Raw genomic sequence first — 22,460 nt, forward strand, 5'->3', positions numbered from 1 at the left:
CGCACCAACGCAAGCCATTGCGATTGATGGAAAATATGCCGCTCAACACGCGCAAATCATCAACACGCGGCTTGCCATGGCTCTTCGGAAAGAACGGCTTCAACCGCTCAATCTGCTCGTCGGTCAGTCAGAAAAGGTTGCTCATCATCACCCCCGTCAGTTCGGGAGCTTGATGGCGTGGATGCCCCCTCCCGTCAGCGCATCGATATGCGAATATCGGGCACCAAAGAAACCAAGAGAGGAGAACTGTCATGTCTGACGTTGCCTTCATCGGCCTTGATCTGGCCAATCAGGTTTTCCAACTGCACGAATTGAAGACCGATGGTTCATTTTCGTTCCGCCTCAAGCTGCCGAGGTCTCGCGTCTTGGATTTCTTCGCATCCCAGCAGCGCAGCGTAGTTGCGATGCAGGTTTGCACCAGCGCCCACAGCTGGGAACGAGAAATCGCCAAGCTTGGTCATTCAGTTCGTCTGATCACGCCAATCAATGTGAAGCCTTTCGTGAAGCCGCAAATGAACGATGCTGGCGATGCGGAGGCAATCGCCGAAGCAGCATCGCGGCCGACCTTGCGCTTTGTCGCCGTGAAATCCTTGGAGCAGCAAGCGCGAGCTATGCTGTTCCGCACCAGGGACCTGCTTGTGCGCCAGCGAACCCAACTGATCAATGCACAGCGCGGTCATCTCGCCGAGCATGGTGTCGTTGCACCGACGGGGGCAGCGTATCTCAATCGCCTGGCCGAGGCGGTCAGCGATGACAAGGCCGCGCTGCCAGAACCTGTCCGTGAACCAGGCACCCTTTACCTTGAACAGATCGAGGCATTGAGCGCCCGTGTGGTTGGCCTTCATCAGCAGATGCGGAAGCTGACATCATCCTCAGGCTACAGACCATGCCAGGGGTTGGGTCGATCACGGCGATGGCGACCGAGACCTTCGCGCCGCCCATGACCGTCTTCCGCAGGTCCCGCGACTTTGCCGCCTGGCTCGGTCTCATGCCGCGGCAACACTCAACAGGCGGCAAGCAGCGGCTCGGAGCGACATCGAAGATGGGCCAGCGAGACATCCGTCGGCTGCTCATCACCAGAGCGATGACCGTCGTGCAACACGCAAGCCGAAAGAGAGGGCAGGACGGCAGTTAGCTCGGCCGAATGCTGGCCAAGAAGCCGCGTATACTGGTGGCCATACTCCCCGCAAACAGAATGGCGCGCGGCCTGTGGGCCATGATCACGACGAACAAGGACTTCAAGAATTCGGCGGCGGCAGTAGCCTGAGCGCAGGCCGTGCCGGACACGCGAGGGTGTGAGGAGGTCGACGAACTGTAAGGGCAATCGATCGGCAAGGTCGGGAGCAGGCAAAGCAGGGTGATTCAATGGGCCTGAGAGTCCGAGAGTTTGATGTGACTCCACTCCGCGCATAGCCATACCGGCCAGCGGTCAAGATTAGTGCCGCATCTTCAGGCCTGACACATGAAAGTAACCAATCACATGCTCAAACCGTCCGAAAACGCCTTGCACCAACGGGGGCATCCACACATGAATCACGCAGGCCGGGCGGCCTCAAGTCGATTAATCGGTCCTGCCCTAGGTTCAGGACCCATAGATGTTCGGCTGGCGTCACAATTCACGGCTCTAAGAACGAGCGGTGAACATGTCTGATCTTTTCCGGCTTACGGATGCTCAGATGGCGTGTCTGGCACCTTTCTTCCCCAAGCCCCACGGCAAGCCACGCGTTGATGACAGGCGTGTTTTGAGTGGGATTATCTTCTTCAATCGCAATGGCTTGGGTTGGCGCGACGGACCCGCTGCTACGGTCCATACAAGACGCTGTGCAGCCGTTGGAAGCGGTGGAGAGACAAGGGTGTCGTTGCTCGGATCATGGCTGGTCTGTCACGGAACATGGTGAAGAGGAGATTGTGATGATCGGTGCGACCTACCTGAAGGCGCACCGCACCGCGACCAGCTTGGGCGTCAAAAAGGGGGGCGTGGACGCCTGATTGGCCGGACGAAGGGGGCATGGAGCGCAAAACTGCATGCCGTCTGCGACTGCCAGGGTCGACCACTCGACTTGTTCGTCGCAGATGGTCAGCTCTGCGACTACATCCACGCGCGAGCGTTGCTCAGCAGCTTGCCAGACGTCGACTGGCTGCTCGGGGATCGTGGCTATGATGCAGATTGGTTCAGAGAGGCGTTGAAAGGCAAAGGGATAGGCACCTGTATTCCCATCGAAAACGGCGCAAGACAACCGTCAGATATGACAAGCGTTGGTTCGAACGCCGCAACCGAATCGAGATCATGTGCGGCGTTTGTAGCAGCGCCTTTCTTACTTCACGGGTTATTTCCTCTGTTTCTGACCGAGGGTTAAGGGCATTCTAATTTGATCCAGTCGATCATATTAGACGTGCTCGGAGCGTGTCCCCTTGTTTTTCACCGATCCCGGTGACCAGTCCGTGCCGTAGCATCGATCAATGCGGACTTACTCTCGCTGTGCCTGGCAGCGAGTCCGATCATCATATTCGCGAAGATGCCTTGCAAGTGAATTCTCTCGAGCCAGTGGCGTTGAGCCAGCGATCTCCAGCGCTTCCAAGGGTTATAGAGCGTCTTGAGGGGGCCATATTTCTTCGGCGCATCTCGCCATTGCACCCCACAACGCTTTATGAAGATATTCCGTTCGGGACGCGCCGATCATCAACGCGTGGCTTGCCGCCGGGCTCCGGAAATGCTCCTGACTTGTCGCCGGGGCGTGTTGACACCGCCCCAGCGCCTTTGGCGATCTATTCGATTTTGGCTAGCGACGGACCAACGGAAGTCTGGATGCGTTGTCGCGATCAGTCTTGCGCTGTCGAGAGCTGCTTTGATCGGGCGGCACGCCTGTGCGAGATCACACCCCAGATCAGCATGCCCAGAGCCAGCGCCAGCACCGTGGCGCTGACCGGCCGCTCGATGAATGTCGCCAGATCGCCGCGTGAGAGCAGCATGGCCCGCCGGAAATGTTCTTCCATCATCGGTCCTAGGACGAAGCCCAGCAACAGGGGGGCTGCGGGAAAGCTGAGCCACCGCATCAGTATGCCGAGCAGCCCGAAGCCGACGACCAGCCAGATGTCGAAAGTGTTGTTGTGCAGCGTCAGCGTTCCGATGGCGATGAACATGAGGATCGCCGGATACAGGAATCGCGACGGCACGAGCAACAACCGGACCCACAGCCCGATCATGGGGATGTTGAGGACCAGAAGCATCAGGTTGCCGACCCAGAAGCTCATGATGAGGCCCCAGAAAAGTGCGGGCTGATCGCTGAGCAGCTTGGGGCCGGGGGCGATACCGTGAATGGTCAGAGCGCCCAGCATCAGTGCCATCGTGGCGCTGCCTGGTATTCCGAGCGTCAATGTCGGGACAAAGGCGGTCTGGTCGGCGGCGTTGTTGGCGGATTCCGGCGCGGTCACGCCCTCGATCGCTCCTTTGCCAAACCGCTCGGGGGTCGCCGAGATCCGCTTTTCCAGCGCGTAGGCGAAGAAGGAGGCGACGGACGGGCCAGTGCCGGGCAGAGCCCCGAAGAACGATCCGATGCCGCTGCCCCTCAGGATTGGCATGATGGAGCGTTTGACCTCGTCACGGGGCAATTGCATGGATCGAAGCGAAAGGCTTTTCCGGTCGAATTGTCGCCGTGTGCCGGATTGCGCATTGGCGACGACCTCTGCGATGCCGAAGACGCCCATCGCAAGCGGCACGAGGCCGATGCCATTGGACAGCTCCAGTATGCCGAAGGTGAGCCGTTCGTCTCCGGTGTAGAGATCGATGCCCACGGTGCCGCAAATCAGGCCCAGCGTGACCATGGCCAGCGCCTTGGCCACCGGTCCATCGCTGACGGCGCTGGCCGCGACGAGGCCAAGGACCATGAGCGAGAAATACTCGGCCGATCCAAAGCCGAGCGCGTAGCGGGCGATCGTCGGCGCGAAGATCATCAACAGGATGATGCCGACCATGCCGCCGACGAACGACGCGATGGACGTCATGAACAGTGCCGCTGCTCCGCGCCCCTGTAGCGCCATGGGGTGCCCGTCGAGGCAGGATATCGCACTGGAGGTCGTTCCGGGGATGTTGACGAGGATCGCGGCGGTCGATCCGCCGTATCCCGTTCCATACCAGATCCCGGCCAGCATGATGAGCGAGGTGGTCGGATCGAGGTGATAGGTCAGCGGCAGCAGCATCGAGATGGCCGTGAGTGGCCCGATTCCCGGAATGACCCCGACGAGCGTGCCGAGAAAGACGCCGAGAAAGCAGTAGGCGAGGGTGATCGGCGTCAGGGCCGTCTCCAGCCCGAGAAGGATATTGCTCAGCATGTCGTTCCCCTCACCAAGGCCAGTTCAGCATGCGCAGCCCGAGCGACATACCGAGCCCGAAGACGATCCATGCCAGTAGGCAAAGGACCGCGATCATCAGCCCGAGGTCGCGCGGCGGCGTGCGTTCCGGTGACGCGAGACTCGCCAGGGCCGCAAGCCCCGCGATCGCAGGAAACAGCCCGAACGGGCGGACCAGCAGGGCAAAGGCGCCGACCGCGGCGATGACGAAGAGCGTGGCGCGTAGGGGCGGCAGCCCGATGGCGCCGGGCCTGACACCGCGCAGGAGAGGTGGCAGCGCCACGGCGCCGCCCAGAATGGCCAGCAAGGCGCCCGCGAGCATCGGAAAGAAGCCCGTGCCCATCCTGCGCAGCGAGCCCAGTTCATAGCTCGTGTAGCAATGCACGGCGAGGGTTGCTCCCGCCGCGATCAGCAGGGCGCCGCCGATGATATCCTTGCGTCCCTCATACATGGGTCGTCTCCTTTGTCTTGTCGCTCCGCAATTCGGGCAGGCATGTGCCGAACCGCGCAAGGGCGGACCGATCGATGCGGTCCGCGATGCGTCCGGCGACGGGCCGGACCCGACCGTTGCGAATGCGAGGGCAGGGTGCGATCTGTGCGCCCAGCTCAAGGTGAAAGTCGATTTCATGCGGGTGGGCCAGGCCGTCCGGCAACCCGCTCGCGAATCCGATCTGCGCGGCCGCGCCGAGGGCGCTTTCAGAGTAGGTGCCGTTGCAGACCCTGCCACCTCGACGCTGCGCTGCGGCAGCCACCGCGCGTGCGGCGGATATCCCGATCCGGTTGGGCTTTGCCGAGACCTGTGTGATCCCGCGATCAGCGAAGGCTTCGACCCGGTCCGGCCCCGTGACCTCGCGATCCGCCAGCAGCGGCAGTTCGAGCGCGGCGGCGACCGCCCCCGTCGCGGCATCCGGTTGCATCGGGCAGGGGTCTTCCAGAAAGGTCAGTCCTATCTCTTTTGCGACGGCGGCAAGTCGGGGAAGCTCATGCAGGGTGTACGCCGAGTTGGCGTCTCCGGTCAGCTCTGCGTCGGGGAGCACTTTGCGCAGGGCGGATAGCACCTGCGTGTCCTTTTGAATGCCCTGGCCGAGCTTGACCTTGAATGCCTGTATTCCGGTTTCCTCGCGGAGTTGGAGGGCTTTGGCGGCCATCACCTCGGGCTCGGCCCGTGTCAGGACCGAGGCCAGCGGAACGGCAGCGCCGTCCACCATCGGGGACAAGAGATCGTGCCACGCGTTGTCGATGATCGCCTTGAGCGCAGTCATCCCCCGGATACCTGACAGAGCCGATATTGCAGAACCGTCGAGACCCAGCCCCGCGATACGGGGCCAGGCCAATTCCTCGATCGCCCGCGCCAGCAGGCCGGGCGTCATCCCGTTCCAGGCGGGACGGCAGGTGATCTCGGCCGCGCCGTGCCGTCCGTCCCTATCGTGCAGGATCAGGACCAGATACGGCACTTCGGTCTCGGCCCCGCCGACTGTCCATTCGACAGCCTTGCGGACAGGAAGGCGAACCTCCCAGATCTCGGCGCGGTCGAGTGTCACCGGTCAGCCGGCCGTTTCGGCGGCGGCGTCGACAAGCTCTTTCCAGCGGTCGACGTTCGCGTCGAGATAGGCCCGTATTGCGTCGCCGTCGGCAAAGACCGGGGCGATCCCCATGCCGCTCAGCGTGGTGCGATACCGCTCGCGCGAGACGGCCTCTTGGATCGCGCTCTGAAGCGTGGCCACGATCTCGTCGGGCGTGTCCTTGTGCACCGTGATGACCGAAGGCGTGGCGACGGTCACCATGTCGATGCCGAGTTCGCTGACCGTCTTGACGTCGGGCACCAGATCGTCGCCCTGTTCCGCCGCAAAGGCGAGAATGCGCATTTCGTCTTCGAAGCCGAGGTAGTTCGACGTGGACAGGAGTGCGAAATCGACTTCACCGCCGAGCAGGGCTGCGACCGTGTTGGAGCTTCCGCTGTAGGGGACGTCAAGCGCCTCGGTCCCGGTCGCTGCGAGCAGCGACGCTCCGTTGACGAAGTGGAAGCCGCCGCGCCCGGTGTGCCCCCACGCCAGCGCGCCTGGTTCGTCCTTCATGGCCGCGAGGAGTTCGTCGAGGGTCTGGTAGGGGCTGTCGGCCTTGACCGCGATGGCCGATTGGATCAGCGCCATTTGCGCGACGAAGCGAAGATCGGTCAAGGCATTGACCACTTGCTCCTTCATCAGCCCGCCGAGGATCAGGGTTCCGAGAGATTGGTGCCCGAGGGTATAGCCGTCCGGCTCTCCCGTCACGAGCGCCTGTGCCGCAACATAGCCGCCTGCGCCGGTCTTTTGCACCGGAACGACCGACTCCCCGAGAATGTCTTCGAGTTCGGCAGCCAGTGCGCGTGCGACCTGATCGTTGCCGCCTCCGGCGGAAAACGGAATCAGGATCTCGATCGCCTGATCCGGGTAGCCTTCTGCCGCCAACGCCGCGGGTGCGACGGCAAGGGCCAGCAGGGCCGCTGTTGTCTTGAGAATCGTTCTGCGCTTCATTCTAGTCTCCTCCCGAGTATGAAGTTATTCGTTGTGAAATTCACGTAAATCGTTGTGATAATCAACTAAAAGTTTGTCTATAGCGAGCGTCCTGCTTCCGTAGTATCGTTAAGATACTGAAAGCTATGATAAAATTTCGAAAAAGAAAATAGTTGATGTTGCGACTAAAGTAGTTGATAAAAGCAACGAGTTTAGGAGGGCAGCATGTCGAACGATATCGTGATCTGTGAGTGTTTTGCCCGCGACGGGCTGCAGCACGAGGTCTCGGTTCCGGTGACCGCTGAAAAAGTGGCGCTCCTGAAGCGGTTTCAGGATGCCGGATTCAGGCGGATCGAGGCTACAAGCTATTCGCATCCGGGTCGCGTGCCGGGCTTTGCGGATGCGTCCGAGCTGCTTGCGGCCTTGCCGCGCCCTGCGGGCGTCTTCCACAAGGCGACCTGCCCAAATCCCCGCGCTGTCGAACGCGCCATAGCGGATCAGGATGCGGGGCGAGGGGCTGAGGAGCTGAGTTTTCTCGTGTCGGCCACGGAATCACACACCGAGCGAAACCTGCGGGCCAGCCGAGCCGAGCAATGGCGCCGGGTCGAAGATATGGCGCGCATGGCAAAAGGTCGGTTCAGGATGGTCGGCGTGATCTCGATGGCGCTGGGCTGCCCTTTCGAGGGCGAGGTTGCGGCGTCGTCGGTGGCCGAGGATGCCGCTCACTTTGCCGATCTGGGCTGCGAGTTGGTGACGATCGGTGACACGATCGGCAGTGGCACGCCGACGGCTGTCCGGTCGCTGTTCGGCAAGATGCTCGCAGACGTTCCGGCGATCACTCCCGTCGCCCATTTTCACGACACTCGTGGAACCGGGGTCGCCAATTGCATTGCCGCGCTCGAGGCTGGAGCGACACATTTCGACAGCGCCATGGGCGGCGTGGGCGGGCATCCGACACGCATCAGTTATGGTTCCGGCGACACCGGCAACGTGGCGACCGAGGATTTGGTCACACTCCTGGAAGCTGAGGGTCTGCCGCATGGTATCGACCTTGACGCCATGATGCGTGCGTCCGAGGCCTCCGAGGTGGCATTGGGCCGGAGGCTTTTGTCGCGGGTGGCGCGGACGGGCCTCTGGCGCGCAAAGGAAAACGACATGGAGAGGGAGAGTGTTTGACGTGTCCGAAGACAAGCTGGTTCTGACAGAAGACCGTGGCCCGGTGCGCATCGTGACGATGAACCGGCCGGACAAGCTCAACGCGCTGAATACGGCTCTGACGCAGGGGCTGCTGGACGCGCTGCTCGAAGCCGACGCAGCGCCGGAGGTCCGCTCTGTGATCCTTGCCGGGGCGGGGCGCGGGTTCTGCGCGGGCGCCGACTTGTCCGAGTTCAAGCATCTGACCCCGGCGCAATCCGGCGCGGTCGAGGCGCGGGCCGACCTGACCTGCCGGGTTCAGATGGTCATGCAGAAGATGGCCAAGCCAGTCGTCTCTGCCGTGCAGGGCGCCGCCGTCGGTGGGGGCGCGGGTCTTGCTATCGGCTGCGACATGGTTGTTGCATCGACATCCCTGAAATTCGGCTATCCGGAGTTGAAGCACTCGATCGTGCCAGCGCTGGTCTTGACCGGCCTCGTCCGGGCGCTTGGTCGCAAACAGGCCTTCGAGATGATTTCCTTGGGCCGTCTGATCGGCGCAGACGAGGCTTTGTCGCTCGGGCTGGTCAACCGAGTGGTCGAAGGCGACCCGCTGCCTGCCGCGCTCGAGATCGCGAATGCCTGGGCCGCATATGAGCCCCGTGCCATGCGCGCCGCCAAATCGCTGCTCTACCGGGTCGAGGAGTTGCCGACGGAAGCGGCAATGTTGGTGGGCCGCGACGTGAACGCGCTGATGCGCTCGTTCCGGGATCCCGAGGCATGAGGCCGCTCGACGGCATACGAATCGTGGATTTCTCGCGCGTGCTGGCGGGGCCGATGGCCACGCAGATCCTTGCGGAATTCGGCGCCGAGGTGACCAAGATCGAACGCCCCGGCACCGGCGATGAAAGCCGTGTGTTCGAGCCGGTCTTCGACGGCGGTCAAAGCGCCTATTACTCGGCGTTCAACCGGTCCAAACGCTCTGTCGCGGTGGACATGAAGACCGACGAGGGCCGGAAGCTGGCCTTCGAGATCGCCGCGCAGGCCGATGTTCTGGTCGAGAATTTCCTGCCCGGTGGTATGGACAAGCTGGGCCTCGGCTACGAAGCGCTGAGCGCAGTCAATCCGGGCCTCGTCTACGTGTCCAACACCGGGTTCGGCCAGACCGGCCCCTATCGCGACCGCAAGGGCTATGACACGATCTTTCAGGCCCTGTCCGGGATCATCGATCTGACCGGGCACGCGGACGGCCCGCCCGCCAAGGTGGGGGTGCCCTTTGCCGATATGACGTCCGGCCTCTGGATTGCGATTTCAGCCTTGACCGGCCTCTTGGGGCGTGTGTCCTCGGGCAAGGGTTGCCACGTGGATCTTTCGATGATGGATGTGCAGGTGAGCCTGCTTGCGCTGCCCGCCGCGCGCCATTTCGCGCTCGGCGAAACGCCGGGCCGCATCGGCACCGAGCATCCAGGTCGGGTGCCCTCTGCGGCGTATCAATGCGCCGGCGGCGCGTGGCTGTTCATCTCTGCTTCCGACCAGCATTGGCCGTTGTTGTGCGACGTGCTGGGACTGACTGAAATGGCGAGTGATGCGCGATTTTCCAAGAACCGAGACCGCGTCCGGTTGCGGGACGAGGTCACCGCGGCACTGTCCGCAGCCTGTGCTACGCGCGACCGCACCGAACTGGCCGAAGCCTTGCGCGCGGCCGGTGTGCCGGCGGGCGAGGTGAACACCGTTCCCGAGATCCTGAACGACCCCCACACCCGCGTCCGCGGCATGGTCGACGCCTTTGACGACCCCGACCATGGCACGACCCCGGGGCTGCGCACGCCCGCCCGGTTTTCGGGCTACGACGCGCATCGTTTCGAGGCGCCTCCGAAATTGGGCGCAGATACTCGCACCATCCTATCCGACGAACTGGGCCTGACGCCGGACCAGATCGCGGCACTTTACGAGAAAGGCATCGTGGCATGACGCAGAACGGCACTGTCAGGCTAGAAGTGAACGGCCCCCGCGTCGACGTGATCCTTGCCCGCCCCGAGGCGCGCAATGCGCTGAACCTTCCGATGTGCGAGGATCTGATCGAAGCGTTTCAGCAGATTGCCGCGATGCCGGACATCGGCCTTGTCGTGCTGCGCGCCGAAGGTGCTGTCTTCTGTGCCGGAGCGGACATGAAGGAACGCAAGGGCAGGGACGAAGCCTGGGTGATGATGCGCCGCCGCACTGCCTTTCGCGCCTACGAAATGGTCGGCGCCTGCACCGTTCCTGTGATCGCGCAAGTGCAGGGCGCACTTGTGGGGTCTGGCGGAGAGATCGCCATGAGTTGCGATTTCATCGTCGCCAGTTCGGCCTCGACCTTTCGCTTTCCAGAGCCGCAATGGGGCACTGTCGGCGCGACCCAACGGCTGCAACGGATTGTCGGCGTCGCCCGGGCGAAGGAGCTCTTATACACCGGCCGGGTCATGCTCGCTGACGAAGCACACCGCCTCGGTCTGGTCACGACGTTGACGCCCCCTGAGGCCCTTTCCGAGACCGTGGACGATATGGCGGAACGCATTCTCCGCGCTCCGGCGCTTTCGTTGAAGCTTACCAAGCATTGCATCGATGCGGGCAGCCGCACCGATCTTGCCTCGGGGATCGCAATAGAACTGGCGGCCATCGACCGCTTGCTCTCGGAGAGCGACTGGCGCGGCAGCGTCGACCGTTTCAGCGCCTCGATCGGGTCCGAGGCGAAGGAGCAGAAAGGATGAGCTTTTCCATCGACAGCCTATGTCTGGTCACGGTGCAGGAGGCGCTTGCCCGCGCCTGCGCACTGGCACCGGATGTCGAGGCGTTGGTCGCTCCGGATGGGCGCGTCACCTTTGCGGAATTGGCCGATCAGGTCGCGCGGGTCCGTGCCGCACTGGCAGCGAGCGGTGTCGGAAAGGGAGATCACGTTGGTCTTTGCCTCGGCAACGGGATCGCCTTCGAGACGCTGTTTCTGGCCCTGGGCACGCTCGGCGCGGTGTCGGTGCCTGTGAACACCCGCCTCAAGGGCGACGAGATCGCGTATGCCCTTCGGCAAGCGCGAGTCACCCGCCTGTTCACCTCGGACAAGCTGCTCTCGGCCGATTTCATCGGCACGCTGCGCGAGATCGCCCCCGGTATCGATACTGCTTTGCCCGATCCGGCACTGCCAGATTTGAACGAGATCGTTGTTCTGGGCGCTAATATCCCCGCCGCCTGCCGAGGATGGGCCGATTTCATGGCTGCCGCCAAGGCCGATCCGGGGCCGCAAGCCGCGCCGGACGATACGTTGCTGATCCAATACACGTCGGGCACCACGGCCTATCCCAAGGGGGTGATGCTCAGCCATCGCAACATGCTCGGCAACGGATATGTTTCGGGACAGCGCATCGGGCTGCGCACAGGCGACCGTTTCCATTCCTCGCGCCCGTTTTTCCATGTCGCCGGCACGACCCTGTCGATCCTCGCCTGCCTGCAAAACCTCGCCACGCTGGTCACGATGACCCGGTTCGAGCCGGAAGAGGCGTTGAGGATGCTGGAAGAGGAGCGGTGCACGCATTTCTCGGGCAATGACACCATGGCGCTGATGCTGCTCAACCATTCGTCACGGGTCGGCCGGACCCTTTCGCTGCGTGGCGGCTGGATTGCCGGTTCGCAGGCGGTGCTGCGCCGCGTCGCGTCCGAGATGGGGGCGCGAGAGGTGGTGTCGGGCTACGGGCTCTCCGAAGCCTCGCCCAATATCGCGCAATCCTGCTGGTGGGAGCCCGAAGCCGTGCGCACCGGCGGTCTCATGCGGCCGCAACCCGGTTTGGAGGTCCAAGTGGTGAACCCGGCGACCGGCGCCGCCTGTCCGACCGGCGAAACTGGCGAGATCAGGGTGCGTGGCTGGTCTGTCATGAAGGGTTACTACGACATGCCGGAAAAGACAGCGAACACGCTTTCGCCAGATGGCTGGTTGTCGACCGGAGATTTGGGGCGCATGGACGCCAACGGCCGCCTGGAGTTTGTCGGCCGCCTCAAGAACATCGTGCGGGTCGGCGGTGAGAACGTCTCGCCCGAAGAGGTGGAGGACCGGCTCCACCAACATCCGGCGATCAAGCAGGCGCAGGTCGTGGGGGTTCCCGATGACCGGCTGGTCGAGGTCTGTGCCGCGTTTCTCATTCTGAATCAGGGCTACACGCTTTCGCCCGAAGAACTCTCGGACTGGGCCAAGGATCGTATGGCCGGCTTCAAGGTGCCGCGTCACATTTGGATCGTCGACGGGTTCGAAGACATCGGCATGACCGCATCCTCGAAAATTCAGAAGACGAAGTTGGCAGCCCATGCCCGCAATCTGTTGCAGCAGGAGGCGGTGGCATGAGGATCGCAACCGACGTTACCCGCCTTCTGGGCATCGAGCTGCCGATCCTTCAGGCCGGAATGTCGTGGGCCTCGTCCAATGCCGCGCTTCCTCTTGCAGTCTCGCGCGCCGGTGGATTAGGTGTGATTGCGGCGGGGCCGATGTATCTGGATGCGCTGGAGGAGGCGATCGATACCGTCCGTGCCGGCACCGACCGTCCATTTGCCGTCAACATGCCGCTCTATCGCAAGGGTGCGGACGAAGTGCTGGACCTGCTGGAAGCGAAACGCATTCCGATCATCGTCGCCTCGCAGGGTGGCCCGCAGAAATACCTCGATAGGTTCAAGGCCGTGGGCACCATCTGCCTGCATGTCGTGGCCTCGGAATCTCACGCGCTGAAGGCCGCGGAAAAGGGTGTCGACGGGCTGGTCGTCGTCGGGGGTGAGGCCGGTGGTCACCCGCCTGCAGAGCTGGTCTCGACGCTGGTGCTTATTCGCGCTGTCGCGAGGGCGACCGCCGGTCGCATCCCGCTTATCGCGTCGGGTGGTTTCGCGGACGGGCAGGGGCTTGCTGCGGCGCTTGCTTTGGGGGCGGGAGCTGCGAACTTTGGGACCCGTTTCATCGCAACGCCCGAAGCCGGCGTGTCTGAGGCCTACAAGCAGGCCGTCATCCGCGCGGGCGTGGCCGATACCCGCACGGTCGGTCGTGGCTTTGGCATGATCCGCACTCTGACCAACGATTTCGCAGAGGAGATGGCTGCACTCGAACGCGCTGCCGCCCCGGAGGAGGAGCGCCGGACGGCTTTCGCCGCGTCGACGCTCAAGATGGCTGCGCTCGATGGCGACATGCGTCGCGGCAAGGTCGAGGCCGGGCAGAGCGCGGGTCTGGTGACCCGGATGATGCCCGCCGCAGAGATCGTCGCGGAAATCGCGATGGAATACGCCGCCTGCGTGCAATCCCTGCCGCAAGCGGAGCCGGTCGACGTGCCGCAAGAGGCGCTGAGGGCCAACGCGGGCCCATAGGCCCCGCATTATTCAAAGGAGGAGACATACCATGATCTGCGATCTGACCAGACGCGCCTTTCTCAAGCGCGGCGCGATAGCCGCCGGGGCGACCGTGGCCATGCCGGGCGCGTTGCGGGCGGAATTGCCCGGACGAATGCAGTGGACCGCTGCCGATGTAGGCTCGTCGGGCTATATCGAGGCGACCGCCGTCGCGAACGCACTGATCGAGCAGCATGGCTCGCGCATCCGCGTGGTGCCGTCCGGCACCTCGGTCGGGCGCATGATGATGCTGAAGTCGGGTCGGGTTTCGCTGGGCTACCTTGCCAACGAAGCCTATTTCGCGACAGAGGCGCTGTTCGATTTCGCCACCCGTGAATGGGGTCCGCAGGACATTCGCGCCCTGATGGGACGGGAAGCGCTTTTTGGCATCGTCACCACCGGTGACGGCCCCAAGACCATTGCCGACCTCAAGGGCAAGCGCGTCGCCAAGATTCAGGCGCATCCATCCACCAACTTCAAGATCGAGGGCGTTCTGGCCTTTGCCGGTCTCACTTGGGACGATGTCGAAGCCGTCGAGGTTCCGGGCTATAGTCAGGGCCTTCAGGCCGTTCTGGACGGCAATGTCGAAGCGGCCGGCGCCGTCGTCGGCGCATCCATCCTGCGCGAGATCGAAGCCAGTTCGCGCGGCATTGGCTGGTTGCCGGTTCCAGCGGACGATTCTGACGGTTGGGCCCGTATCAACGAAACGGCACCGCTGTTTGCTCCGGCCACGATGATCAACGGACCCGGTGCTACGCCGGACGCCCCGGTGCCACTGATGGGCTACAGATATCCGATCCTGTCGGTCCTCACGGAAACCAGCGCCGACGAGGTCTATGATGTGACCAAGGCCATCGTCGAGGGCTATGACCTCTACAAGGATGCCGCTCCTGTCATGGTGAACTACGACCCGAACAGGGCCGGACATCCGCCCTATGACGCCCCCTGTCACGAGGGCGCCAAGCGGTACTTCCAGGAGATCGGAATCTGGACCGATGCCGACGAGGATTGGAACGAGCGGCGCATCGCCCGCATGACCGCTGTGCAGGAGGCATGGCTCGCCGCGACCGAGGCGGCGGACGATCAGAGCCTCGCCGACAAGGATTGGCCCGCCTTCTGGGACCAGTTCCGCACCGAGAACCTGTGATCCATCGCGGCCGGGGTCTTGCCCCGGCCACACCTCTCCTTTCATGACAGGTCCGAAATGGTCGATGCCGTAATGACTGATACCGACATCCCAGTGAATGACGTCCGGCCCGAGACCTCGCGCCTGCACAAGACCCGCTGGGCGGTCTTTCCGATCACCGTTCTGGCGCTGCTGTTGGTCGCCAACCAGGTCTTTCTGCTGCGCATCGCGGGATTTCAGCTCCCCTCGACGGGCTTCTACTACGCCCTCATCGGCATGTTTTTCAGCGTGTTGTTCCTGACCTATCCGATGCGCAGAGCCGACGAATTCCGCGTACCGCTCTATGACTGGGCCTTTTCGGCCGTCTCGCTTTGCTCGGGCATCTATTTCGCATCCATCGCGGGTGACATCATCAACCGGGGCTGGGATTTCACCGCACCGACCGTGCCGACCTTGCTGGCGCTGGCCCTGTTCGTTCTGATCCTAGAGGGGCTGAGGAGAACCGGGGGGACGGTGCTCTTTCTGATCTGTCTTGCCTTCGCCGCGTTTCCGACGTTTGCCGATTATATGCCGGGCATCCTCTGGGGCAGCCAATACACGCCGCGCGAAACCCTGTCCGCATTCGTCATGGGGTCGGGTGCGATCGTGGGCGTCCCCGTTCAGGTGGTGAGCGAGCTTGTCATCGGCTACTTGCTATTCGGCGCGGCGCTGACCGTTACGGGCGGTGGCAAGTTCTTTATGGATTTCGCCTCGGCGCTGCTGGGGCGCGCCCGCGGCGGGCCCGCCAAGGTCTCGATCATTTCGTCGGGTCTTTTCGGTTCGCTATCGGGTTCGGTCGTGTCGAACGTGATTTCGACCGGCGCCTTTACCATCCCTACCATGAAACGCTGTGGCTACCCGCCTCACTATGCAGGCGCAGTAGAGGCTTGCGCCTCGACCGGTGGTTCGATCATGCCTCCGGTGATGGGCGCGGCGGGCTTCATCATGGCATCTTTTCTCAACGTACCATACGCCACCGTGGTTTCGGCCGCGATCCTGCCTGCCGTTCTGTTCTATGCCGCCCTGCTGCTTCAGGTCGACAGCTATGCCGCACGCAACGGGTTGTCTGGCCTGCCGGAAGAGGAATTGCCCAAGCTCGGCCCGACCCTGCGCGCCGGCTGGTCCCACCTTGTCGGTGTGCTCCTTCTGGTCACGTTGATCCTGTTTGCGCATATGGAGCGAAGCGCCCCGTTCTTCAGCGCGGGCTTCATGATGGCGGTCTACGTGCTGCGCAATCCGCGCGGCACATGGGATATGCTGACCGAAACGCTCATCGAAACCGGGCGCAGTTCCGCCTATCTTTATGGTATTCTAGCCGGGATCGGTCTCATCGTCGGCTCCCTTTCGATCACCGGTGTCGGCAGCGCGGTTTCGCGCGAGCTTGTCTTCGCGGCGGGCGACAACCTCTATCTCCTGCTCGTCTTCGGCGCTCTCACCAGTTTCGTACTGGGCATGGGGATGACCGCCTCGGCTTGTTACATCTTTCTCGCCATCATTCTGGGTCCGGCGCTGACCCAGCAGGGGCTGGATATCGTGGCGAGCCACCTGTTCATCCTCTATTGGGGCATGCTGTCATATATCACGCCTCCGGTGGCGCTTGCCGCCGTGGTGGCAGCAGGGATCGCGGGCAGTGGGAACCTTCGGACCGGGGTGAAGGCCATGCGGCTGGGGTCCGTCCTGTTCATCCTGCCTTTTGCCTTTGTGCTGAACCCGGCGCTGATCCTGCGAGGCGAGCCGCTCGAAGTGATACAGTCCATCGGTACGGCGGGGATCGCCATATGGCTCATCGCCTGCGCCTTTGAGGGGTATCTGCACTTTATCGGGCGCATACCCGCCGTCGTCCGAGTGATCGTCGGCGCCGCGGGCCTGTCGCTGTTGATCCCCGAAGCGCACACCGACTTGTTCGGGCTGGCTCTGTTCGTAGGGGTGATTGCATACGCCTTGCTGCGACGAATGCGCCGCAGGGCCGAGGTATGAGGATCGAGGCATATTCGGTTGCCTCTGTTCGCCATCGCAATCTCGACCCGGATTGGCATTATGCCGGTCGCGATGTCCCCGAGCTTCCCGGATTGCGCGTGGCGCTGCGAGCAGGTCGTGAGGTGGGCGAGGGTTATGCTCCCTTCCTGCCGCATCTCGATGCCACTCCGGAGGTCTTGTTTCGGGCTGGCCGCGAGATTGCGGCCGGAATGATCGGCGCGGATGCCGGTGATCTCGACGAATGTCTCACCCGGCTCGGTTCCTGTGCGCGGCCCCGCAACGCCGGGCGTTCGGCGGTCGAGATGGCGCTTCTGGATCTCGTTGCGCGCCTGCGCGGGCAGCCGGTCACACGGATGTTGGGTGGCCAAGCGCGCCCGATCGAGGTCTTGCGGATCATCCCGGTCAAGTCCCCCGAGCGGATGGCAGAGCTTGCCGATGACTATGCGGCGCAGGGGTTTCGGGCATTGAAGTTGAAGGCGACCGGCAGCGTCGAGGCGGATACCGCCCGCGTCGCCGCGGTGCGGGACGCGGTGGGCCCGGATGTGACGATTACGGTCGATGCCAATCAGTCCTACGATGCCGTGACGGCATTGGAACTGGAGAAATCACTCCGACACCTGGGCGTCTGGTCGTTGGAGCAGCCGGTGCCTGCGACCGATCTCTCTGCATTGTCGCGTGTGCGTCTTGGCTCCGCGGCGCGGATCGAGGCCGATGAGGGGCTGTTTGCCATGGCCGATCTGGAGGCGTTGATCGCGGCGGAAGCAGCCGATGGGATCAGCCTGAAGCTCGCCCGTTCCGGCGGCATTCTGCCTTCACGCGAGATGGCGCACCGTGCGGCGCATTTCGGGGTGTATGCGCGGCTGGGAACAGCCTTTGGTGGCCCGCTTATGACATTGGCGACAGCTGCTCTGGATGCGGTTGTTGCCGCTGCGGGGTCGGCCGAATGCGCTGAGTTCACGCATTTCGACGACGACGACCACGCGCCGCCGGTGATCCGCGACGGGATGCTGCTGCCGCCGGACGGCCCCGGATTTGGCCAGCATAGACGGACGCCGTGGTCCGCATCCTGGGAAGAATGATCAGAGTATTTCGGTCTCGAAGATGGTGGCGGGCGGCGGCGGGCGGCGGCGCTGCCCTTCGCCCTTGAGTTCGCGCAGGTGGGCGAGGGAGCCGATCGTCACCTTCTCCAGAAGGCGCATCAACTCACAGCGTTCATCTTCGCTCAGCTCTGACAGCATCTGCCGGTTACGATCACGCGATGCCTTCAACACGTCGGCCACGAGCTTGCGTCCCTTTGGAGCGAGCCGCAGATTGACGCTGCGCTTGTCGTCCGGGTTCGCCTCGCGCTCTATGAAACCCCGATCCTCCAGTGCCGAGACTGTGCGGCTCATTTGGCTTTTTTGAACGCCCGCCCGTTTGGCCAGGGTGTGCAATGGCACGACGTCGAGGAAATCGAGGACGGCCATCGCCCGCCAATCGTGCATGTTGATGCCAAAGGACGGCTTGATCTCAAGTTGCGCGATCCGTGACGAAAGTCCGGCAAGCCTTTGAAGGTTGTACGAAAACAGATAGCGAATATCGTCGCCATCCTGCCCGATCCCGTCGATCTTGTCTTTGGTCTCCACGCTTTCGATCCAAATGATACAAACTCGTTGACATGATAACCATTTTCGTTGTCGCCGCAAGGGATTGTGCTTGTGGACAACTTAGTTCGCGTTTCCATTTCGATTGACAGGCCAGCCCGCAGGGATCGGCGAGCTGCGCCGATGATGGCAATCGTCGATCCTGATTGCGGAAATGAGCAGAGGTGTGAGCTTTCCGCCCGACGCTTGCGAACTCATCGGTGGAGCGGGCCTCGAGGCGGACACGGGGCTGTCGAATTGAACGCAATCGCCGTGTTTACCCGCGCGAGGATTGCCGCACCCAATTAGGGTGCGGCCAGTTCCTTTCGGCCAGCCCAGAATGACGGGTCCGGCCGCGAAAATCATGGATATGGCCCGCCTGGGCGGGATCACATACCTGCGTCAGCGGTAGTAGAGCGATTGCCCATTATGGAAAATCTGCACCTTCTCCGGAGCGGCGGCCATGCGAACGGATTTGCCGCGCAGGTCGGCGTGGATGCCGGGAAGTTTGCCGATCACGGCGTCGTTGTCGCCGACCTTGTCGAAATAGAGGAGAGTCACCTCGCCGAGGGCTTCGGTGATGTTCACCTTGCCCTCGAAGGCATAGTCCTCGCCCTCGGTTTCAATCATGTCTTCGGGACGGATGCCGACGTTGACCTTGAGCCCCTTGTCTGCAGCCTGCGTCGGCACGGCGGAGCTCACGATGCCGCCGCCGCCGAGCTTGACCTTGGTCTGGATGCCGGTTTCGACGATTTCGCCGGCCAGAAGGTTCATCGCCGGGCTGCCGATAAACTGGGCCACGAATTCATTCTCAGGCCGCTCATAAAGCTCCAGCGGCGTGCCCACTTGCGCGATGCCCTTGTTGGCCAGGACGACGATCCGGGTGGCCAGTGTCATCGCCTCGACCTGATCGTGCGTCACGTAGATCATGGTGCTTTCGGGCATCGATTCCTTGAGTTGCGCAATCTCGATCCGGGTGGCGACGCGCAGGGCCGCGTCGAGGTTCGAGAGGGGTTCGTCAAAGAGGTAGACCTTGGGATCGCGCACGATCGACCGGCCGATGGCAACACGCTGGCGCTGTCCGCCCGACAGGGCTTTGGGCAGGCGATCGAGATATTCTCCCAGTTGCAGGATCCTGGCGGCCTTGCCGACCGCCTCGTCGATCTCGGCCTTGGATTTCTTGGCCAGTTTGAGGGCGAACGACATGTTGTCACGCACGGTCATGTGGGGATAGAGCGCATAGCTCTGGAACACCATCGCGATGCCGCGCTGGGCGGGAGGCACGTCGTTGACCACCTCGCCGTCGATCTCCAGCGTGCCGCCGGTGATCTTCTCAAGCCCTGCGATCATCCGCAGCAACGTTGACTTGCCGCAGCCCGACGGGCCGACGAATACGATCAACTCGCCCGTCTTGATATCGAGGTTGATGTTGTTCAGGACATTGACGGTTCCACCATAGGTCTTTGCGACATCCGTGATTTTTAGTTCAGCCATAATCGTTCTCCCAAATTCCCTTAGGTCGTTTGCCGTGCTGCAAAGGCGGGTTGCCACGGATCGAGACCGACCGTTTGCCCGCCAGCGGCCACGGCGCCGCCAAGTTCTGTTCCGATTGTTTGCCAAGCGCCGGTTGGCATCGTGACCTCTGCCGCAGAGTCGCTCAGGTTGAAGGCGCAAAACACCTGTTGCCCGTTGAGTACGCGAATAAAACTCAGGACCGAACCATCTACGGCGATGTCCTGGTAGTCACCTTTCATCAGCGCCGGATGGGCATGGCGAAACGCGATGGCCCGCCGATAGTGGTGCAGGATCGCGCCCTGCGCCTTTTCCATCGTCTCCGGTGATTTCTGACGGTGCGCATCGCTGACGGGAAGCCACGTGCGCGGCGCCGTCGAAAAGCCCGCGTGCTGGTTGGAGCCGTCCCACACCATCGGTGTGCGGCACCCGTCCCGACCGGCGAACTCTGGCCAGAAGGAGATCCCATAGGGGTCCTGCAGGTCCTCAAACGCGACGTCCGCTTCTTCGAGGGCGAGTTCCTCGCCCTGATAGATGCAGGCTGAGCCCCGCGCCGACATCATGAAGGATGTCAGCAGGCTCTGCGCCTGATGCGAGAGATTCCAACGGCTCGTGTGGCGCTTGCAGTCATGGTTGGAGAAGGCCCAGCACAGCCAGCCACCGGCGACCGCGCTTTCCGAGCGTTCGAAGATCTCTGCCAGTCTTTGCGCTGTCGGACGCTCCGACGACAGCATGTCGAAGGCATAGCACATGTGAACCTTGTCATTGCCGGAAGTGTATTCACCTATGATCTCCAGTCCGCGCTGGCCGTCCCCGACCTCGCCGACCGATGTGGCGTTATACTCGTCCAGCAAAGCCCGGAACCGTTGCAGGAAACCGAACATCTCCGGCCGGTTCCGATCGTACTTGTGCTCCTGATAATTATAGGGGTTCACCTTCGGTGCACAGATGTCGGTGCGAAACTCCTCCGGCATGACGGGGTTGGACCGCAGCTGATCATCGTGGAAGTAGAAGTTCAGAGTATCGAGCCGAAATCCATCCACCCCTTTTTCGAGCCAGAATTTCGCGACGTTCAGAACCGCGTTCTGGACGTCGGGATTGTGGAAATTCAGGTCCGGCTGCTCAACCAGGAAGTTGTGCATGTAGTATTGTTCCCGCTTGGTGTCCCACTGCCAGGCGGGGCCACCGAAAACGGAGAGCCAATTGCTGGGTGCTGTGCCGTCGGGCTTTGAATTCGACCAGACGTACCAGTCGGATTTGGGATTGTGGCGGCTGGACCGGCTTTCCTTGAACCAGGGGTGCTGATCGCTCGTATGGCTGACGACCAGATCGATCAAAACCCGGACGCCAAGTCTGTGTGCCGTATCGACCAGAGTGTCGAAATCGGCCAGTGTTCCGAACATCGGGTCGACGTCGCAATAATCGCTGACGTCATACCCGAAATCCTTCATCGGCGAGGTGAAGAACGGCGAGATCCAGATCGCATCGACACCGAGCGAGGCGATATAGGGCAGCCGCTGGACGATCCCGGCCAGATCGCCGATCCCGTCGCCGTTGCTGTCCTGAAAGGAGCGCGGATAGATCTGGTAGATCACGCAGCCGCGCCACCAGTCGCGATCGATCGCCTCGTCAGGCCTGATGGCGGTGTTGTCGATTGCTGTCATTGCACCGGGCCTACTTCACGGAGCCGGCCAGCAACCCGCGAACGAGGTAACGCTGGAGCGAGAAGAAGACCAGAAGCGGGACGCCGATCGAGACGAAGGCAGCCGTCGCCAGAATGCCCCAGTCGCCGCCACGCGACCCCAAAAGGTCGTCGGCGATCTTCACGGTCATGACCTTGGCTTCTTCGGCTGACGGGAGGAAGACCTTGGCAACGAGCAGGTCGTTCCATGTCCACAGGAACTGGAAGATCGCGAAAGAGGCCAGCGCCGGGAAGGACAGAGGCAACACGATCTTGAGAAAGACCTCGAAGTCGGTCGCGCCATCGACCTTGGCGCTCTCGATGATGTCGCGCGGCAGCCCGATCATGTAGTTGCGCAAAAGATAGACCGCGAGCGGCAGTCCAAACGCCGTATGCGCCAACCAGATTCCGAGAAAACTTTGCCCGATCCCGACCGCATTGTGCATCTGCAAAGCCGGCACCAGAGCAAGCTGCAATGGCACAACCAAGAGGCCCACGATACAGGCGATCATGAAGCCCCGGCCGCGGAAATCCATCCACGCGAGGGCATAGGCCGCAAAGGCGGCCATCAGGATCGGGATAATCGTCGTCGGAATGGTGACCGTCAAAGTGTTGATGAAGGCCCGGTCCATGTTGTCGGCGGTGAGAACCGTCCGGTAGTTGGCGAAAGAGAAGACAGGCGGTGTCGACGCAAAGAAGTAGATGCGCGGCCCCCGGTTTCCCGGGTCTTCGGCAAGCCGGTATTCATAGGTTCCATCCGGATTGACCAAGAGCGATTCCCCATCGCCCAGATCGGCGACTTCGCCGGCGACGAACTGCCCCGGATTTCGGCCTGCATTGCCGAATGCGGTGATCGGCGGGCGCTCTTCGCCAACCGATGCCAGAACCTCCTCGTCGTCGAACAGGCTGCCGGTGAGGACGAACGTATCGCCTTGCACGATCACATCATCGACCGAGGCCCGTCCCCGGAGCCCTTGTTCGACGGGCAGGAACGACCGCCACCAGCCTGTTTCGGAGATCTGGTCCCTGTCGCGGAACGACGACACAAAGAGCCCCACGGTCGGTATCAGCCAGATTATGACAAGCGCCAGAACGCTCAGGTGAGTTGCCCAGACGAGGCCGGACTTTTTGCCTACGATATCGCTCAT

At 62.5% G+C, this 22,460-nt stretch carries 17 protein-coding genes and 4 pseudogenes; 11 read left to right on the plus strand and 10 right to left on the minus strand.

The genetic code is table 11. From position 1 onward, the window contains the following. Positions 1-127, minus strand: a pseudogene (locus tag LOM8899_RS14775) (IS5/IS1182 family transposase); the annotation flags it as partial. 124 nt (positions 128-251) lie between these two features. On the opposite strand from LOM8899_RS14775, the pseudogene LOM8899_RS14780 reads away from it, so the two are divergent. Continuing rightward, positions 252-1,267: pseudogene (locus LOM8899_RS14780) on the plus strand (IS110 family RNA-guided transposase). A gap of 376 nt (positions 1,268-1,643) precedes the next feature. Continuing rightward, a pseudogene (locus LOM8899_RS14785) lies at positions 1,644-2,296 on the plus strand (IS5 family transposase); the annotation flags it as partial. Positions 2,297-2,428: 132 nt separating this feature from the next. Here LOM8899_RS14785 and LOM8899_RS23725 read toward each other — a convergent pair. The 5 genes and pseudogenes from LOM8899_RS23725 to LOM8899_RS14810 form a co-directional block, all read right to left on the minus strand. After that, positions 2,429-2,766: pseudogene (locus tag LOM8899_RS23725) on the minus strand (transposase); the annotation flags it as partial. A 54-nt stretch (positions 2,767-2,820) separates the two neighbouring features. Next, complete coding sequence (locus tag LOM8899_RS14795; RefSeq protein ID WP_093993029.1) at positions 2,821-4,329, minus strand: tripartite tricarboxylate transporter permease; 1,509 nt, start codon at positions 4,327-4,329, stop codon at positions 2,821-2,823. A gap of 10 nt (positions 4,330-4,339) precedes the next feature. Beyond that, the gene (locus LOM8899_RS14800) at positions 4,340-4,798 is read right to left on the minus strand and encodes a tripartite tricarboxylate transporter TctB family protein (RefSeq protein WP_168770555.1); all 459 of its coding nucleotides are present in this window, start codon (positions 4,796-4,798) and stop codon (positions 4,340-4,342) included. After that, positions 4,791-5,888: an enolase C-terminal domain-like protein gene (locus tag LOM8899_RS14805; RefSeq protein ID WP_093993031.1), complete on the minus strand. Its 1,098-nt coding sequence runs from the start codon at positions 5,886-5,888 to the stop codon at positions 4,791-4,793. The genes LOM8899_RS14800 and LOM8899_RS14805 overlap by 8 nt, the downstream gene beginning before the upstream one ends. 3 nt (positions 5,889-5,891) lie before the next feature. Then, a complete protein-coding gene (locus tag LOM8899_RS14810; RefSeq protein ID WP_093993032.1) occupies positions 5,892-6,860 on the minus strand; it encodes a tripartite tricarboxylate transporter substrate binding protein in 969 nt (322 codons plus the stop codon). Positions 6,861-7,064: 204 nt separating this feature from the next. On the opposite strand from LOM8899_RS14810, the gene LOM8899_RS14815 reads away from it, so the two are divergent. The 9 genes from LOM8899_RS14815 to LOM8899_RS14855 all read left to right on the plus strand — a co-directional run bounded on the left by LOM8899_RS14815 (position 7,065) and on the right by LOM8899_RS14855 (position 17,576). Beyond that, complete coding sequence (locus LOM8899_RS14815; protein WP_093993033.1) at positions 7,065-8,015, plus strand: hydroxymethylglutaryl-CoA lyase; 951 nt, start codon at positions 7,065-7,067, stop codon at positions 8,013-8,015. After that, complete coding sequence (locus LOM8899_RS14820; protein ID WP_245820555.1) at positions 8,008-8,754, plus strand: enoyl-CoA hydratase/isomerase family protein; 747 nt, start codon at positions 8,008-8,010, stop codon at positions 8,752-8,754. The genes LOM8899_RS14815 and LOM8899_RS14820 overlap by 8 nt, the downstream gene beginning before the upstream one ends. After that, positions 8,751-9,941, plus strand: coding sequence for a CaiB/BaiF CoA transferase family protein (locus LOM8899_RS14825; protein WP_093993034.1), 1,191 nt, complete (start codon positions 8,751-8,753; stop codon positions 9,939-9,941). Before LOM8899_RS14820 ends, LOM8899_RS14825 begins: the two co-directional genes overlap by 4 nt. Next, on the plus strand, positions 9,938-10,717 hold the full coding sequence (locus tag LOM8899_RS14830; RefSeq protein ID WP_093993035.1) for an enoyl-CoA hydratase/isomerase family protein: 780 nt from the start codon (positions 9,938-9,940) through the stop codon (positions 10,715-10,717). The genes LOM8899_RS14825 and LOM8899_RS14830 overlap by 4 nt, the downstream gene beginning before the upstream one ends. Then, entirely contained in the window at positions 10,714-12,333 is a 1,620-nt protein-coding gene (locus LOM8899_RS14835; RefSeq protein WP_093993036.1) for an AMP-binding protein, read from the plus strand. The genes LOM8899_RS14830 and LOM8899_RS14835 overlap by 4 nt, the downstream gene beginning before the upstream one ends. Next, the gene (locus LOM8899_RS14840; protein ID WP_093993037.1) at positions 12,330-13,334 is read left to right on the plus strand and encodes an NAD(P)H-dependent flavin oxidoreductase; all 1,005 of its coding nucleotides are present in this window, start codon (positions 12,330-12,332) and stop codon (positions 13,332-13,334) included. The genes LOM8899_RS14835 and LOM8899_RS14840 overlap by 4 nt, the downstream gene beginning before the upstream one ends. Positions 13,335-13,365: 31 nt before the next feature. Continuing rightward, positions 13,366-14,502, plus strand: a complete 1,137-nt coding sequence (locus LOM8899_RS14845) for a TAXI family TRAP transporter solute-binding subunit (protein ID WP_093993038.1) — start codon at positions 13,366-13,368, stop codon at positions 14,500-14,502. Between the two features lie 72 nt (positions 14,503-14,574). Continuing rightward, positions 14,575-16,497, plus strand: coding sequence for a TRAP transporter permease (locus LOM8899_RS14850; protein ID WP_093993216.1), 1,923 nt, complete (start codon positions 14,575-14,577; stop codon positions 16,495-16,497). Continuing rightward, on the plus strand, positions 16,494-17,576 hold the full coding sequence (locus tag LOM8899_RS14855) for a mandelate racemase/muconate lactonizing enzyme family protein (protein ID WP_093993039.1): 1,083 nt from the start codon (positions 16,494-16,496) through the stop codon (positions 17,574-17,576). Before LOM8899_RS14850 ends, LOM8899_RS14855 begins: the two co-directional genes overlap by 4 nt. Here the strand turns inward: LOM8899_RS14855 and LOM8899_RS14860 are convergent, their stop codons facing one another. The 4 genes from LOM8899_RS14860 to LOM8899_RS14875 form a co-directional block, all read right to left on the minus strand. Further along, complete coding sequence (locus LOM8899_RS14860; RefSeq protein ID WP_093993040.1) at positions 17,577-18,122, minus strand: MarR family winged helix-turn-helix transcriptional regulator; 546 nt, start codon at positions 18,120-18,122, stop codon at positions 17,577-17,579. It lies immediately after the preceding gene. A 399-nt stretch (positions 18,123-18,521) separates the two neighbouring features. Further along, entirely contained in the window at positions 18,522-19,613 is a 1,092-nt protein-coding gene (locus LOM8899_RS14865) for an ABC transporter ATP-binding protein (protein WP_093993041.1), read from the minus strand. 20 nt (positions 19,614-19,633) lie between these two features. Next, on the minus strand, positions 19,634-21,295 hold the full coding sequence (locus LOM8899_RS14870; protein ID WP_093993042.1) for an alpha-amylase family glycosyl hydrolase: 1,662 nt from the start codon (positions 21,293-21,295) through the stop codon (positions 19,634-19,636). A gap of 10 nt (positions 21,296-21,305) precedes the next feature. After that, positions 21,306-22,460, minus strand: a complete 1,155-nt coding sequence (locus tag LOM8899_RS14875) for a carbohydrate ABC transporter permease (RefSeq protein WP_093993043.1) — start codon at positions 22,458-22,460, stop codon at positions 21,306-21,308.

It is taken from the genome of Flavimaricola marinus (assembly GCF_900184895.1).
GTDB classification, from domain to species: Bacteria; Pseudomonadota; Alphaproteobacteria; order Rhodobacterales; family Rhodobacteraceae; genus Flavimaricola; species Flavimaricola marinus.